This is a genomic window from Rania fehmarnensis, assembly GCF_056494185.1.
In genome coordinates this window covers 7334182-7350107 of record NZ_CM151398.1, presented here as the reverse complement: position 1 = coordinate 7350107, position 15926 = coordinate 7334182, and the positions used below count along the sequence as shown (strand labels likewise).

The following is a 15926-nucleotide window of genomic DNA, read 5'->3' as shown; positions in this document are numbered from 1 at the left end:
TCTCGGATCTTGCCATGACCGTTGCCCCGCGCCGGTTCGCTTTAATAATGTTTTGGTCGACCATGCTGAGCATCAGCGTCGCTGCTCGCTTGCAGGCTGACGACTGGTTGCAGTTTCGCGGCACAGCCGGTGACGGCGAAAGTCGCGTCGGTGACTTGCCCACGACCTGGTCCGCCAAGGAGAAGGTCAAGTGGCGCAGTGAGATACCGGGCGAAGGTTGGTCCAGTCCTGTCGTGTTGGGCAAACGCATCTACGTGACTTCCGCTATCCCCAAGACCAGCGAGGCTGAGACCGAGCGCGACCTGGCCTTGCTGATTATCGATGCCGACAGCGGCGCTCTGCGCGAGCGTGTCACTCTGTTCATCCAACCAGCCAACGCGCCGCGCATTCACTCCAAGAATAGCCACGCCAGTCCTACACCCATCATCGATGGCGATCGCGTGTATGTGCATTTCGGACATGCCGGCACAGCCTGTACATCGCTCGATGGTAAAGTCCTGTGGAGCAATGACCAACTGGAATATCCGCCCGTACACGGCAACGGTGGTTCGCCGGCATTGGTTGATGGACTGCTGATCTTCTCTCAAGATGGCGCCGATCAAGCCAAGGTTATCGCGCTGGACGCCGCTACCGGCAAAGTGGCGTGGCAAAAAACTCGCGAAGTCGAAGCCAGCAAAAAGTTCTCGTTCTGCACGCCGCTGGTAATGAAGGAAGGCACGCGCAACGTGGTTGTGCTGCCTGGATCCAACGTCGTGCAAGCTCTCGACACCAAGACCGGTGACGAAGTGTGGCGCGTGCGTTATGAAGGCTACAGCGTGATACCGCGACCGATCGTGGCCGCTGGATTGATCATGGTCTGTACGGGCTACGATAGCCCCATGCTGCTGGCGATTAAACCCGGAGGTCAAGGCGACGTTACCGATACACATGTTGCCTGGCAAACCAAGACTGCCGTGCCGCATACGCCCAGCCTGATCACTCGCAACGGTTTGTTGTTTATGGTCGACGACAAAGGTATCGCGTCTTGCTTGGACGCCGCCACGGGGATCGAAGTATGGAAGAAACGCATCGGCGGAAACTTTTCAGCTTCGCCACTGCTGGTGGGTGACGACCTGTATCTACTGAGCGAAGAAGGTGTCACTACCATTGTGAAAGCGGAGCGCGAGTATCAAGTGGTTGCCAAGAATCAGTTGGAAGAACGCACCCTGGCCTCGATGGCCGTGGTCGATCATGACTTGTTGATTCGCACCAAGTCGGCCATGTTTCGCATAACGAAATAGGGAAATGACGACGATGAAGCGATTACATCCGGCGCTCAGGGTTGGGCTATTGCTGACGTTATCGTTGGTAGTCATTGCGGTGATACTGGCTGCCTTTGAATGGCAGAAGAGTCCCGATCTTGGTTGGATGGTCCTAAAGCGGCTTTCGCTAATGGGCATTGCGATTGGACTGGTCGGCGCAGTAGCCCGCGGGCTGCAACCGACTGGCGCCGACGGTAAACCGATCGGTTTAGACTGGGCCAGTATGGGTGCATTGGTCGGGATGGTCTTGGCCGGCTATGTTACCCAGCAAGGGTTGACGGCCAGTCCAGCCATGAAACAAACTCAACCAGGTGAAGTTCTGGAAATTACCGGACCCACGCTTGATGGTCAACAATTCTCACTTGAGCAATATCGCGGCAAAGTTACGTTGATCGACTTTTGGGCCACCTGGTGCGGACCGTGTGTTGCCGAGTTGCCGAACGTCAAAGATGTATACGGGCGTTACCATGATCAAGGGCTTGAAATCGTGGGAGTCAGCTTTGACCAGGATCGCGGCGCCCTGGCAGACTTCGTGCAAGAGCAGCAGATGCCCTGGCCGCAAATCTTTTTTGCCGACGAACAACAGCAGGGTTTTGCCAATCCCAACGGCGTGCGTTATCAAGTCGACGGCATTCCTTGTATGATGCTGGCCGACAAAGAAGGGCGACTGATAGCCAGAGACCTCCGCGGTTATGATGTGTCCACTGCGGTTGCCAAAGCCCTTGGCGTGAAACCCAGTCTTGGTGAGCGCCTCGGTCAATTACCTTGGCAACTGTTGAACTGGCTGGTCATCAGCATCATGTCCGCCAAGTGGTACATCCTCATTGGCTGTATGCTCGTCCCGACCACAGTCGTGGCACTTCTGCAACGCGCTCTAAGCGGCAGGCAAGCCCCAGGTAACCGCTGACTTGGTTAGCAGGTTCACCTCGCCTGTCGGCTACATCGTTTAACCCGTGGCCGCAGGCTAGGGGACCGCAGCGATTGTGCTCGCATGGCTAGGTGATTACGTTGAGCACGCAGCCGCTCAGGTAAACGCAGAGATTGGTTAGAGGGTTCACCTCACCTGGCGGCTACATCGTTTAACCCGTAGCCGCAGGCAAGGCGACCGAAGGAGTTCACGTGCCGTGGCGAGTCTCTGTCTTAAGCACGTAGACGCTCAGGTAAACGCAGCGTTGGGTTAGGGGGTGCACCTCGCCTGGCGGCAAATCGTTTAACCCGTAGCCGCAGGCAAGGGGACCGAAGGAGTTCACGTGCCGTGGCGAGTCTCTGTCTTAAGCACGCAGATGCTCAGGTAAACGCAGCGTTGGGTTAGAGGGTGCACCTCGCCTGGCGGCAAATCGTTTAACCCGTAGCCGCAGGCTAGGCGACCGAAGGAGTTCACGTGCCGTGGCGAATCTCTGTCTTAAGCACGTAGACGCTCAGGTAAACGCAGCGATGGTTAGAGGGTTCACCTCGCCTGGCGGCAAATCGTTTAACCCGTAGCCGCAGGTTAGGCAAACGAAGGAGTTCACGTGCCGTGGCGAATCTCTGTCTTAAGCACGCAGACGCTCAGGTAAACGCAGCGATGGTTAGAGGGTGCACCTCGCCTGGCGGCTACGGGTTAAACGAGTCGCTCAGGTAAACGCAGCGTTGGTTAGAGGGTTCACCTCGCCTGGCGGCTACATCGTTTAACCCGTGGCCGCAGGCAAGGGGACCGAAGGAGTGGAGATGGCAGCCGTAAGTTACTCTCTTGAGCAAACCGTCGCTCAGGTAAACGCAGAGATTGGTTAGCGGGTTCACCTCGCCTGGCGGCTACATCGTTTAACCCGTGGCCGCAGGCAAGGGGACCGAAGGAGTGGAGATGGCAGCCGTAAGTTACTCTCTTGAGCAAACCGTCGCTCAGGTAAACGCAACGCTTGGTTAGCGGGTTCGCCTCGCCTGGCGGCTACATCGTTTAACCCGTGGCCGCAGGCAAGGGGACCGAAGGAGTGGAGATGGCAGCCGTAAGTTACTCTCTTGAGCAAACCGTCGTTCAGGTAAACGCAGAGATTGGTTAGAGGGTTCACCTCGCCTGTCGGCTACGGGTTAAACGAGGACACCTCGCCTGGTAAACGAGATCATATCATGCTGAAGTCCATGTCATCGCCTTCGGCAACGTCTTCAGTGGCTTCTTCGTCGACGGTGGCCGCGACTTGTTGCAGGCCGATGAAGTCGATGGCGGTAGCGCTGCCGACGGCCATGAACACATCACCCGCGTCATTGCACAGCAGGAAAGCCACGTCGGCTTCCAGTCCTCCGCGGTAACTGTAATCGAACTTGTAGATCGCTCCGTCGCGCAGTGACTGGACCAGTTGACTATCAAGCGTGCTGGTCTCCATGGCATAGATACCGCGGATCGAATGTTCCAGGTAATCGTCAACGCTGGTCGGGGGCCCCAGTTCGATCGGCGCGGTGAACGAGGAAGGAACCGGTTCGATGGGCTGGCCACTCAAGTCGACCGGTTGCAAATCGGATTTTTCACACCAGCGGCCGTCGGCTGACAAGTAGCCCAAACCTGTGCCGCCTTTGCCGATGATGGTGTGACCATCTTCGGCCAGCGTAGCCATTTCGCACTTCTGCCCATGCTCGTCGATCAGTTCCAAATCTTTATAGCCATACAGCTTGGCGCGGTCGACTTTGTTCATCTCGAAAGCCACATCGGCGCCGTTGAATTTGAATACAAGTGGTTTGGCCATGAGTCATCGCTTCCAGGTGACAAGTGTGGAGATCGATACTATAACTCGAAGTAGCCCCCTATTGTCTCCGTTCGCTCCGCGAACGGCAGGGTTCCTTTTGCGGAGCAGAAGGAGACGGCAGGGTTCCTTTTGCGGAGCAAAAGGAGACGGTGGAGACGATCGTGTTATACTGAGGGGGGCCTCTTCACCCCGCCTGCGAGTTTGTTATGCAATCGATGCACGCTGCTAATCCGTTTGATGCAGTCGATCCGGCTTGGGCTTGGGCTCCCTGGCAACCATCGGCCACTGAGCCCTGGAACGCTCGTCGAGCCGCTCATCTCTACCGCCGGGCCGCCTTTGGAGCCGAGGCTGAAACGATTCGCCAGGCTGCCCAGTCAACCTTTGACGATGCACTAAACAGGTTGCTGGATACAAATCATCAAGATGTGGCCTTCGAAAAATCGTCCAGCCAATTGGCTCAAAGTGCGCTGGCCGGCGGTGAAGCCAAGTCGCTGGCGCACTGGTGGTTGCATGCGATGTTGCAATCGCCCACTCCGCTGCTGGAAAAGTTGACACTCTTCTGGCACGGGCATTTTGCAACCGGGGCCGAAAAGGTCAAAGAGACGCAGATCATGTACGCGCAGAATCGCTTGCTGCGCAAGTACGCTCTGGGCGACATCACACAGCTAGTGCAAGCCATTGCCAAAGATGCGGCCATGCTGATCTACCTCGACAGCGCAGTCAATCGCAAGGCGCATCCCAATGAGAACTTTGCACGCGAACTGATGGAACTATTTTGCCTGGGTGAAGGCAATTACAGCGAGAAAGATGTGCAAGAGCTGGCGCGCTGTTTCACCGGTTGGGAAGTGCGCCGCAATCAATTTCGATTCAATCGCTTTCAACATGACGAGGGCCTGAAAACTCTCTTGGGCCACATGCAGGTTCAATCGGGTGAACAAGCGGTCGATATTGTCGTGGCCGACCCTCACGCTGCTCGTTTCCTGGCGGCGAAACTGTTTCGTTTCTTTGTCGCCGACGAGCCCTCGGCGCCGCCGCAATTGATCGAACCACTGGCGGATCGGTTAAGACAAGACAAAATGCAACTGGCCGGTACGATGCGCATGATGTTGGGCAGCCAGTTGATGTTCGCACCGGTTATCGTTGGGCGCAAGATTCGTTCACCCATCGATTGGGCGATCAACTGGATGAAAGCTTGCCAGCTGACTACCAATCTCATCAAGGTCAGCCAATCGCTAACCGAACTTGGTCAAGCGGTCTTTTACCCGCCCAACGTCAAGGGATGGGATGGCGGACGTGCTTGGATTAATTCATCGACGCTGGTGGGCCGAACCAATTTGATCAGCCAACTGGTACACGATGAAGCCACGCGTTTTGGCGGTGGCTCGATCACTGATTTTTTTAACCAGCAACGTATCAAGTCGGTCGATGCGCTAGTCGATTGGGTCGATGAGAATTTGTTGGCGGTGCCCGTGAAGTCTGCTAGTCGCCAGCGATTGAGCACGCTGATGAATCAAGCAGGTGGTATGGAACGAGTGGCGGATTGTTTGGTCCTGGCAGCTTCGCTGCCCGAAATGCAACTGATGTAATCATGACACGTCGCGAGTTTTTGCAAAAAACGCTGATCGGTACCACAAGTGTAGCCATGGCTACATTTTCTCCTCAGCCCTGGCTGCAACTGCTGGCCAGCCAGGCCAGCGGCCAAGAGCGAATCCTGGTCGTTATTCAACTCTCCGGTGGCAATGACGGTTTGAATACTGTCGTGCCCTTCAAAGATGAGGCCTACTACCGAGCGCGACCTAAGCTGGCTATCGCGGCCGATTCGATCATCAAGCTTAACGATTCGCTGGGACTATGTCCGGCGCTCAAGTCGCTCGAAACACAACTCAGCGACAATCGTCTGAGCATCGTGCAAGGGGTTGGGTATCCGCAGCCCAATCGCTCGCACTTTGAATCGATGGATATTTGGCATACCTGCCAGCGCAAAACCAATCGCGCAGGGTATGGCTGGATAGGCCGCTACTTGAGTAGTCTGCATGAGGCTCAGGCCGACTTCTCACTCGAATCGCTGGCCTTGCATCTGGGCCAAGAGCAACAACCCTTAGCGCTGGTCAGTCGCGATGCCACGGTGCCTTCGATTGCATCGCTGGAACAATTTCGACTTAAACTGGGCGATCGAGACTCACTTAAACAAGCCGTGCGCGACCTCGTCGACGCCGCCGCTGGGTCACAGTCTGCCGGCGCTAGTGCCAAAGATACTGCTATCGCGGAGGCCAGTGCTATCGCTGAAACCAGTGTCGAGGCAGTTGCCAGCGATCTGCTCAACTTTGTGCAGTCCAGTTCGCAAACGGCGCTTGATGCTAGTCAGCGGTTGGAGCAAGCCACGCGCGGTGCGGCCGATGATGCGCTGTTCCCCAAGACGCAGTTGGGTGAGAAGCTGCAGGTCGTCTCGCAGCTCATCGCCAGCGATTTGCCAACTCGGATCTACTACGTGACGCTCGACGGCTTCGATACGCACGCTCAGCAAGCTGCCGCGCATGTCGGTCTGCTGCGTCAATGGTCCGAGGCGCTCAGCGCGTTCCATGCTCGCATCCAGCAAGCGGGACAGGCCGATCGCGTCTTGGTGATGACCTTCAGCGAGTTTGGTCGACGCGTAGCCGAAAACGCCAGCGAAGGCACCGACCACGGCGCTGCCGCCCCTGTATTTCTATCTGGTCCCAAACTGAAACAACCTGTGCATGGAGCATTGCCCAGCCTGACCGATCTGGATGATGGCGATCTAAAGTTTCATACCGACTTTCGCAGCGTGTACGCGACCATCATCGAAAAGTGGTTCGCCGGCGGAATTGACAGCCAGCAGGTATTGGGCGAAAAGTTTACGACGTTAGATTTGATCTGATAGAAGGTTTGAAGTCAGAGCATTCAGACTTCAGAATCCCGACTTCAACCTTCAGACTTCAAACTGAAGCTTCAAAATCTCGGCCAACTCGCCCAGCACGATGGCGGTGGCTCCCCAGATGTGCACACTGGTTGCATCGATACCTAAGGCCTGCCAAGTGGCCAATCCGCGCGTGTGCTCGCGCTGAACGTAGTTGTTTTCGTCAATCAACTGAGTCAGTGGCAGATAGGCTAACGAATCAACTTCAGCGGCGCAGGGGCAGTAATCTAGTGGCACTGAGCTAACGGCCACGCAAGGTGTCAGACAAAAGTCGCTGTTGTAAACATAGATGCTCTGCAATTGACCCAAGGTGCGGGCTGGAAAGATCGCCAAACCTAACTCTTCACAGAACTCGCGCTGGGCCGCTTGTTCGATCGTCTCATTGGCTTCGACGCGGCCGCCGGGCAAGCATACCTGGCCCGGGTGGTCGGGCAGATGATTCGGACGCACTGTCAAGGGAACAACCCACTGCCCATCGTGCGGCTGAATCATGATCATGACTGCAGCGGCTCGAGCGGATGGAAGTGGTGGACCAAAATGTCGACCGTATGACAGCGAAGGACTAAATCGGTTGCGACCAGCCTGGCGTCGCGAATACTCAGCGCTAAGTTTGAAATCAGGATGCAAACGAAGCGCACAGGCATGCTCGAGCAAGTTTATCAAGCGTCCAGCCGCAGTGGCGGTCGATTCGTCCAGGACGCAGTCCGTTTCCCATTTGGCGTTCATTCCATGTATCATAAAGACCCGGCCGATTTGGTCTAGATGAATTTTTTCAAGTGTGGATAACCGTGACGTTCTTGCGCACTCTGTATTGGCTTGTTTTGATAGCATTTTCGAGCTCGAGTGAGTTACTAGCTCAGCCGCCCGGGGCTGATCCAAAACTTCGATTTATTACCAATGGCCAGATCACTGTCGGGCTGAAAGAAGATTCTGGTGCAGCCATCGCCTGGATCTCTGCTGGCAATGACGCTCCCAATCTGGTCAACGCCTTCGATCGCGGACGCTTGATACAGCAGTCCTATTATGGTTCGACGGATGGTTCGATGTGGAACAAACAGCCCTGGCGCTGGAATCCAGTGCAGGGTGGCGATTGGCGTGGCCAGTCGAGTCGTTTGCTCGAACTGAAAATCGAAAGCACTACCGCTTATGCCAAGACCTTGCCTAAACACTGGGCCAGCGGTGACGATATTCAAACCGCCACGATGCAGCAGTGGATTTCACTCGAGGGTTCGGTCGCCAAAATCAAGTATCGTTTTGACCAGCAAGGCGGTGCCGACCATCCGCCACATCATCAGGAGTTGCCCGCTGTCTTCGTAGCGCCTCGGTTGCATAACCTCGTGCTCTACACAGGCGATCAACCGTGGACCGCGGGCGAGCTCACTCGCTGCCAACCTGGTTGGCCCAACGAGTATCGATCGATGACCGAACACTGGGCCGCTTATGTGGACGACGGTGACGAAGGTCTGGGCGTGTATGTTCCGGTGGCCAGCCAACTGACATGTTATCGCTACGGCAAAAGTGAAACCGCGAAAGATGCGTGTTCGTATTTCGCTCCGATCGCAACGGTGGCTATTACCAGCGACTTCACTTGGGAATACGACGTCTACATAACGCTTGGCAAACTGGCTGATATTCGTCAACGTTTTGCAGAATTAGCCAAACAAACCACTATAGCGGAGCCTGCCCAATGAAACGCTGGCAAGCTCAACTGCTGTATTGGCCGACACTAGGTTACAACTACTTCCTGGGTCGAGTCTTAAAAGTTCGACGCTGGTGGGATCATGTTGATAAGCAAGTGATACTGGGAGCTCGTCCCTTTCGACGCGATGCAAAACGCCTGCGCGAAGTCGGCGTCACAGGCGTCGTGAATATGTGTGAAGAGTACTTCGGCCCGATGCGCGAGTACGAACGCTTGGGCATCGAACAGTTGCACCTGCCGACGGTTGACTTCAACCATCCCTTAGAAGAGCACGTCGAAGCTGGCGCGGCGTTCATCGAAAAACATGTCAGCCAAGGCGGCACCGTGTATGTACACTGCAAAGCCGGTCGGGCTCGCAGTGCAACCATCGTGCTGTGGTGGCTGGTCAAGTTTCGCTACATGACCCCGGCCGATGCCCAAGCTCACCTGGTCAAGTTCCGCGACCACATCAATCCGCGTGTGTACCTGCGACCGGTCATTCAGGCACTCTACACCAAACTACTGTCCGAACGCGGCAGCACAGACCCCGTCGGCCAAGCCAAAGTCGAAGTAGAGAAATTGCCTTAGGCGTTACCGCCTGACGGCTCGCGCGTATTGCACGGGCAGCAAGTCGTACGCCTGCTCAACACCCAATTTGAGTGCCGCATGATATGGCCAATATGGATCGCGTAGCATCTCACGGGCTAAGAGGACTACATCGGCATGACCATCGGCGACAACCGATTCGGCTTGCTGCGCATCGGTGATCATCCAACCTACGGCAACTGGCAGTTCTGTTTCCTGACGAATGCGACTGGCGATCGGCACCATGAAGCCCGGTCCCCACGGAACTTGGGAGATGTCAGGCGTAACAAAGCCATGGCTGACATCCAGCATGTCTAATCCGGCTGCCTTGAATCGCTTGGTTAGTGCGATCGACTCGTCCACCGTCACGCCACCCTCGATCCAATCGGTAACCGACAAGCGTGCCGTCAGCGGATAACGTTCGGGCCAGACATCACGCACCGCTGCCAGCGTTTCCAACATGAAGCGAATGCGGTTTTCAAAGCTACCGCCGTACGCGTCGGTGCGTTTGTTGGCTAGCGGCGAATAAAACTCGTGCGCCAAATAGCCGTGGGCAAAGTGCAGTTCCAACCACTGGAATCCAGCCGCCAACGACCGCTGGGCGCTCATCACGAAAGCTTCACGAATTCGCGCGATGTCATCCAGCGACATGGCTCGCGGCACTTTGCTTAACCCGCCACCAAAGGCTTCCGCCGATGGGGCCAGCGTCTCCCAACCAATGCGGCCAGTCTGAATGTGATCATCGCCTTCCCACGGTTTGTTCGCGCTGGCCTTGCGACCAGCATGCGCCAATTGAATTCCCGGCACGGCTCCATGTTGTTTCATGAAGGCCGCGATCTTAGCGAACGGTTCAACGTGTGCATCTAAATAGATGCCACTGTCGCCGGGGCTGATGCGTCCTTCGGGGGTGACGGCGGAAGCTTCAACAATCACCAAGCCCGCGCCGCCGATCGCGCGAGATCCCAGATGGACAAAGTGCCAGTCGTTCGGAAAGCCATCGGTCGATGAATATTGGCACATCGGAGACACCGCCACGCGGTTTCGCAAGACGACGTCCTTGAGTTGAAAGGACTCAAACAGTTTCGGCATTGGTTGTTCTCTAGGTGTAAGCTGTAAGGTTTAAGGTGTAAGGTTTAAGGTCTTTAGTAGCGGAAGCCGTCAAGGCTTTCGAGAACGTCCCTCGATCATTTAAACATTCCGTTCACGTCCGAAATGCTTGACGCATTCCGCTACTTCTATCGCGGGGCTCGGAGAGACTCGGCTACGTGGTCACGTAGCAGCGTCTCTCCGAGACGCTGATTGATTACGAGTCTCGGAGAGACTCGGCTACGTGTCGAGCCAAATACAGGCCACAGTAGACCATCGATGAAATGATATGGTCCTGAGCTTGTTTGGCCAGCCAGGCGTCTAGTTGTTGATCGGGGATCAGGTGAGTGACGATGTCTTCTTCTCCGATTCCACCACCCTGCTCTACTTGTCGTAGTCCGGTGGCGAAAAAGTAATCCATTGTTTCGCTGGTAAGGCCGGGGCTGGGGGCACTACGCCCCAAGTGCTGCCAGTGGGCGGCTTCGTAGCCGGTTTCTTCCAGCAGTTCGCGGCGAGCGGCTTGTTCGAGGGGTTCGCCTGCATATTGAGCGGAATCTCCGGACAGGCCGGCGGGCAATTCGATGCAACGGCTGGCGACCGCTTCGCGCCGCTGCTCGATCAGCAACCAGCGACCGTCTTCGGTGCGTGGCACGACCACCACTACGCCGCTGGCCTGTTTTCGCTGCACGAATTCCCAGCGATCTCGTTGCCAAAGCTGCAGGAATTTGCCTTCGGCGATGATCTTGTCCATGGATACTCTCTGCGTGCTTGAACTAATTGGCTTCTGCGAATAGCATTTTCCCAGCAGAATTGTACTCGTTTCGTCCATGGCGGCATTTCACTGGGAACAACAATCCTATGCACTACTCGTTTGAGGGCAAGAATGCCCTGGTTACCGGATCATCCAAAGGTATTGGCCGAGCAGTGGCAATTGAGCTGGCACGCGGCGGGGCGAACGTCACCATCAACTGCAGTTCCAGCCGCGGAGCCGCAGAAGAAGTTAAAGGGCAAATCGAAAAACTTGGACGCAGAGCGCATATCGTGGTCTGCGACGTATCCGATCAGGCAGCCGTTGACGATATGGTAAAGCAGACCGTCGATCAATTCGGTAGCTTGGATCTGTTTGTTTCCAATGCAGCTTATAGCGATCGCCAGTTGATGATCGAAGCCGACATGAAAGGCTTTCGCAAGACGATCGACATCTGCATGTGGGGTGCTCTGTACGGAGTGATGGCTGCGTCCAAACAAATGGTCCAGCAGGGCAAAGGCGGCGCGATTACGATCGTCAGCTCACCTCACTCGAAGATCGCTTTCCCCACAGCCATGGCCTACAACATGGCCAAAGCGGCCATTGATCATATGGGCCGCACTGCCGCCATTGAACTGGTCAAGTATGGCATTCGCGTCAATATCTTCCATCCGGGTTGGATCGATACACCGGGCGAGCGCAAATTCTTCACTGAACAGCAACTCGAAGAGGGTGCCTCTGGTTTGCCATTGAAGCGATTGGGCACGTCCGAAGAGATGGCTCATGGCATCGCTTTCACCCTCAGCGATCAAGCCGCTTACATGGTGGGCACTACTTTAACAATGGACGGTGGAGTCGAACTGCCCTGGTGGTCCAAACGCACCGAAGGTGGTCAATAGCCAATACGTTTCCCGTAGCCGATCTCGCCAGAGATTGGATGAGTCTTGAGTAATGCGTCCAAAGTCTGGCGACTTCGGCTACGGCCAGAGATTGGATGAGTCTTAAGTAATGCATCCAAAGTCTGGCGACTTCGGCTACGGCCAGAGGTTGGATGAGTCTTGCGTAATGCATCCAAAGTCTGGCGACTTCAGCTACGGCCAGAGGTTGGATGAGTCTTAAGTAATGCATCCAAAGTCTGGCGACTTCGGCTACGGCCAGAGATTGGATGAGTCTTAAGTAATGCATCCAAAGTCTGGCGACTTCGGCTACGGGATGAGCCGGCTACGAATGCTAGCATGAGAACTTGTAGCGATCGTAGTGGTCGTGCTTCAGGCTCTCTTCAATCGGACTGAAACGTCTATAGTCAATGGTCCAGTCCTAACAGTCAGTCTACCGATACGAAGCTTGACCAGATCGGGCTGATCGGGCGTTAGCCGCTAAAAGTCGCGCAAAGTTTTGCGTGGCGCATGATCAGGCTAACGGAACCTCGACGTAAAGGTAGCAAGGATGCGACGCCGAAAACTTAAGCGCTTCGGTACACTGCTGTGTGCTTTCACCATTGCACTTGGTTGTTCACCGAACAAGAAGTTCGTGTTCTCGGAACCCCAAGGCGAGAGCTACTATCAGAGTTTTGCAACTCAGATTGAATATCCCAATGTCCGCTCCTGCTTGACACCCGAAGCGACCGGCACTGCTGCGCCGTTGACCACGGATAACCCAGCAGAACTGCCGGCATGGGAAATGACGCTCGATGAAGCGGTCAAGATGGCCATGCAGCGGGCCGACGTTTTGCGATCGCTGGGGGCCAGCGTTGTGCAAGCGCCGGCTGGTACGCGAACGCGGTTCGATCCAACCTTGACCGAAACCAATCCGCTGGGCGGCGTGGAAGCGGCTCTCTCTGCGTTTGACGCTACGGTTAATAGCCAATTGTTTTGGCAAAAGAACAATCGCCCGGCCAACGTCACTACGCAAAACCCGTTCATTCCAGCCACACTGGACCAGACCCTTGGAGTCTTCACGTCTGAACTGGCCAAGCGAACAGCCACGGGTGCACGATTCGCGCTCCGACATAACGTCAATTACGAACTGAGCAACAACCCGTTTCGTCGATTTACGAGTGAGTATGCTGGCTTCTTCGAAGCCGAATGGCGTCAGCCGTTGATGTTAGGAAACGGTCTGACCTATAACCGCATCGCTGGACCCAACGGTGGCTCGCCTGGCGTTTACAACGGCGTATTGATCGCCCGCGTCAACACGGACATCAGCTTGGCTGATTTTGAACTGGGCGTCATCAGCTTCGTCAACGATGTCGAATCGGCCTATTGGGAGCTGTACTTCTCTTATCGCAACCTGCAAGCTACCGTCGCCGGACGCAACAATGTCTTGTTGACCTGGCAATTGGTCAAAGAGAAGCAACGCATTGGCGCTCGTGGTGGTGAAGCCGATGCCGAGGCTCAAGCGCGCAGTCAGTATTACCAACTCGATGCGCAAGTCAAAGAAGCTCTCTCGGGTACCAATGGTTTATTCGCCGCCGAGCAACGTCTGCGATACCTGCTGGGGTTGCAGGCCACCGACGGTCGCTTGATCAAGCCTGTGCAAGCGCCCATGGAAGGTTTGGTTGTCTACGATTGGAATAGCTCGCTCAGCGATGCGCTGGGACGTCGGGCGGAAATTCGCCGTCAGAAATGGACAATCAAACGTCGCGAAATGGAATTGGTAGCGGCTCGTTTGAATAAGCGGCCCACAGTCGACTTGCTGTCCCTGTATCGCTACCGTGGTCTTGGAAATCACTTGATCGGTGCGGATGAGCCACTCGAACCACAAGACAACCTGTACCAAGATATTCTTAATGGCCAATACCAGGAATGGCAATCCGGTGTCGAACTGGCTTACCCTGTTGGTTTGCGTGCCGCCAGCGTGGCGATCACCAATGCACAATGGAACTTGACTCGCGAGCAAGCATTGTTGCGCGAGCAAGAGTTGCGGATCTCGCACGACCTGAGCAACGCTTCGCGTCAGATCGATCGCGCTTATCAATTGCTGCAGACCAACTACAATCGCCAAGATGCGGATCGTTTGCAGACCGAAGTATTGCGCGATCGCTATCGCGCTGGTCTGACCAACATCGGCTTCTTGTTGCAAGCTCAACAACAGTTGGCTCTCAGCACCAGTGCCTACTTCCGCTCGTTGGTCGATTACCAATTGGCGCTGCGTGACTTGCATCGCGAGAAAGGTTCGCTGCTGAACTACGTACAGGTTGGACTGAGCGAAAGTGAATGGGCTGCGCCGGCTTACCAAGATGCCTACCAACACGGACAGTATCTGGCACCGGTAAATGATCCAAGCCGCGTGTCCCAGCCTGGTCCAGTTACCAGTGGATACTTCAACCCGGCTGAAGCTCGACCACAGTTCATGTCCAACGACCCGATGGTCATCAGTGAACCTGTGCCACCACCGGCGCCGGCCAACAATACGCCGGCCAACGATGCGGGCTCGTCCGCTAGCCCGTCCGACAGTGGCAGCGGCAATAGCAACCCGTCCGATGCTAAACCTGGTGACTCGGGTTCATCGAATCAGAAGGCTGGCTCAGGCGACCTTGGCTCGCTGCGAGCCACGCCCTTCAGCTTGCCCTAAGCCACACCACTTCAGAGCCTGGCCAACATCGGCCAGGTTCACCGACAGATTCTGTCGAAAGCGAGTACTGGGCGTCAGCACTACCACGTGCTGATGCCCAAACTTGTGGCTGATTCTAGGGAAACAGTCGGTGTTGTACCGATTCACCGGACATATCTCTACTACGCGCGTGCCCGGAACTGCGTAAATCAAATTCGCTAGCGCCGCTCCATGAACTGCCACCACGACCTCGGCATGTTGCATCAAGTTAACTTGTTGCGCGAAGTCGAGTTGTTCAAACATGCAGGATTCAAAGCCTGCCGTTGCCAGCAACCCCACCAACTCAGCCTCGTTGGCCACCTTGCGATGCGCGGCAACTTTGCGCGAGATGTAAATGCGTCGCGGCAAGTGCTGGCCCGTTCCCAGCATCATCTTCTGCTTGTCTTGTCCGGCCAACTCTGCTTGGACGGCAGCAATCAACTGCGTAGCGTGCTGCTTCCACGCACCCAGGCCAGGATGACTGGGCCGCAGTAGTTCATCGGGTGCCAGGTGTAGTGCGCAGTGCGGCTGAATAATGCGCTCGGCTGGAACACCCAGAAGCTGTAGCGTGCGGCGCTGATAACTGCTTTGACAGTCGACTACAAACCAGTCAGGCTCCAGGCCTGCCTGGCGAACCATCATCAGTCGTGGCGCTACTTCCAGCATCCAGTGATAATAGTTGTGGCACCATGGATTGTTCAGCAGGACAGCGGTGCCCGGCAGCTTTTGCGGTGCAGGTATGCGCCTGCGGTAACGCAGATCGAGCAACCAGCGCGCTCGCAGGAAACGCGGATCGAACTTCTTAAGGCGTTTGAGATTGCGTGGGTCGTCATCGGGCAAGTAGTAACCGAACTCGGCAACCATCGTCTGATTGGGACCGAGCACACAACAATGTCTGCCGACAAACGAAGATTGCTTCAGCGACACAATGCGCTGGCGAAACGGTGGTTCGGCGTGCGCGGTGCGCGGTTGCGATTGACCATCTCGAATGGTTTGAAAGGGAAACTCGCCCCAATCATGGTCGCAGCCCAGTTCATGAAATCTCACTAGCTCCGGAAATCGCTCGGCCATCTGGTCATACGTGGCCACTTCCCGCGGCGGTAACACGCCTCGGAAATTGAGAGTTTGCCAGGACAGTGGTACCAAATACTTCGAGAATCGCCAGAATCGTCCAATACTTGGTGGTGGCAGATTTGTAGAAGAGTTGACCACCGTGGCGACTCGCTGTGGGTTGATATATCTAGTGTACGTTCTGACAGGCATTCATGGCGAACTATTACTGAGCTTT

13 protein-coding genes are annotated in these 15926 nt (G+C 55.7%); 8 read left to right on the top strand and 5 right to left on the bottom strand.

The annotated features are described in order from the left end of the window. Positions 1 to 14 precede the first annotated feature (14 nt). Both SH573x_RS24990 and SH573x_RS24985 read left to right on the top strand, forming a co-directional pair. The gene (locus SH573x_RS24990) at positions 15 to 1280 is read left to right on the top strand and encodes a PQQ-binding-like beta-propeller repeat protein (RefSeq protein ID WP_479350763.1); all 1266 of its coding nucleotides are present in this window, start codon (positions 15 to 17) and stop codon (positions 1278 to 1280) included. Positions 1281 to 1293: 13 nt separating this feature from the next. Continuing rightward, complete coding sequence (locus SH573x_RS24985; RefSeq protein ID WP_479350762.1) at positions 1294 to 2208, top strand: peroxiredoxin family protein; 915 nt, start codon at positions 1294 to 1296, stop codon at positions 2206 to 2208. 1189 nt (positions 2209 to 3397) lie between these two features. On the opposite strand, the gene SH573x_RS24980 is transcribed toward SH573x_RS24985, so the two are convergent. Continuing rightward, on the bottom strand, positions 3398 to 4015 hold the full coding sequence (locus SH573x_RS24980) for a hypothetical protein (protein WP_479350760.1): 618 nt from the start codon (positions 4013 to 4015) through the stop codon (positions 3398 to 3400). A gap of 206 nt (positions 4016 to 4221) precedes the next feature. On the opposite strand from SH573x_RS24980, the gene SH573x_RS24975 reads away from it, so the two are divergent. Together SH573x_RS24975 and SH573x_RS24970 are read left to right on the top strand one after the other, a co-directional pair. Further along, entirely contained in the window at positions 4222 to 5601 is a 1380-nt protein-coding gene (locus tag SH573x_RS24975) for a DUF1800 domain-containing protein (protein ID WP_479350758.1), read from the top strand. A 2-nt stretch (positions 5602 to 5603) separates the two neighbouring features. Beyond that, the gene (locus tag SH573x_RS24970; protein ID WP_479350756.1) at positions 5604 to 6911 is read left to right on the top strand and encodes a DUF1501 domain-containing protein; all 1308 of its coding nucleotides are present in this window, start codon (positions 5604 to 5606) and stop codon (positions 6909 to 6911) included. A gap of 51 nt (positions 6912 to 6962) precedes the next feature. Here the strand turns inward: SH573x_RS24970 and SH573x_RS24965 are convergent, their stop codons facing one another. Continuing rightward, entirely contained in the window at positions 6963 to 7676 is a 714-nt protein-coding gene (locus SH573x_RS24965; protein WP_479350754.1) for an NUDIX hydrolase, read from the bottom strand. A gap of 62 nt (positions 7677 to 7738) precedes the next feature. On the opposite strand from SH573x_RS24965, the gene SH573x_RS24960 reads away from it, so the two are divergent. Next, positions 7739 to 8641, top strand: coding sequence for a hypothetical protein (locus SH573x_RS24960; protein ID WP_479350753.1), 903 nt, complete (start codon positions 7739 to 7741; stop codon positions 8639 to 8641). After that, the gene (locus SH573x_RS24955) at positions 8638 to 9216 is read left to right on the top strand and encodes a dual specificity protein phosphatase family protein (protein ID WP_479350751.1); all 579 of its coding nucleotides are present in this window, start codon (positions 8638 to 8640) and stop codon (positions 9214 to 9216) included. The genes SH573x_RS24960 and SH573x_RS24955 overlap by 4 nt, the downstream gene beginning before the upstream one ends. A gap of 3 nt (positions 9217 to 9219) precedes the next feature. Here SH573x_RS24955 and SH573x_RS24950 read toward each other — a convergent pair whose 3' ends face one another. Together SH573x_RS24950 and SH573x_RS24945 are read right to left on the bottom strand one after the other, a co-directional pair. Beyond that, a complete protein-coding gene (locus tag SH573x_RS24950; protein WP_479350750.1) occupies positions 9220 to 10302 on the bottom strand; it encodes an NADH:flavin oxidoreductase/NADH oxidase in 1083 nt (360 codons plus the stop codon). 214 nt (positions 10303 to 10516) lie between these two features. Beyond that, on the bottom strand, positions 10517 to 11050 hold the full coding sequence (locus SH573x_RS24945; RefSeq protein WP_479350749.1) for an NUDIX hydrolase: 534 nt from the start codon (positions 11048 to 11050) through the stop codon (positions 10517 to 10519). Between the two features lie 107 nt (positions 11051 to 11157). Between SH573x_RS24945 and SH573x_RS24940 the strand changes: the two genes are divergently transcribed. Together SH573x_RS24940 and SH573x_RS24935 are read left to right on the top strand one after the other, a co-directional pair. Next, positions 11158 to 11946, top strand: coding sequence for an SDR family NAD(P)-dependent oxidoreductase (locus SH573x_RS24940; RefSeq protein ID WP_479350747.1), 789 nt, complete (start codon positions 11158 to 11160; stop codon positions 11944 to 11946). Between the two features lie 547 nt (positions 11947 to 12493). After that, positions 12494 to 14620, top strand: a complete 2127-nt coding sequence (locus SH573x_RS24935) for a TolC family protein (protein ID WP_479350745.1) — start codon at positions 12494 to 12496, stop codon at positions 14618 to 14620. Here SH573x_RS24935 and SH573x_RS24930 read toward each other — a convergent pair. Beyond that, a complete protein-coding gene (locus SH573x_RS24930; protein WP_479350744.1) occupies positions 14573 to 15850 on the bottom strand; it encodes a glycosyltransferase family 61 protein in 1278 nt (425 codons plus the stop codon). The genes SH573x_RS24935 and SH573x_RS24930 overlap by 48 nt on opposite strands. Between the last annotated feature and the right edge of the window lie 76 nt (positions 15851 to 15926).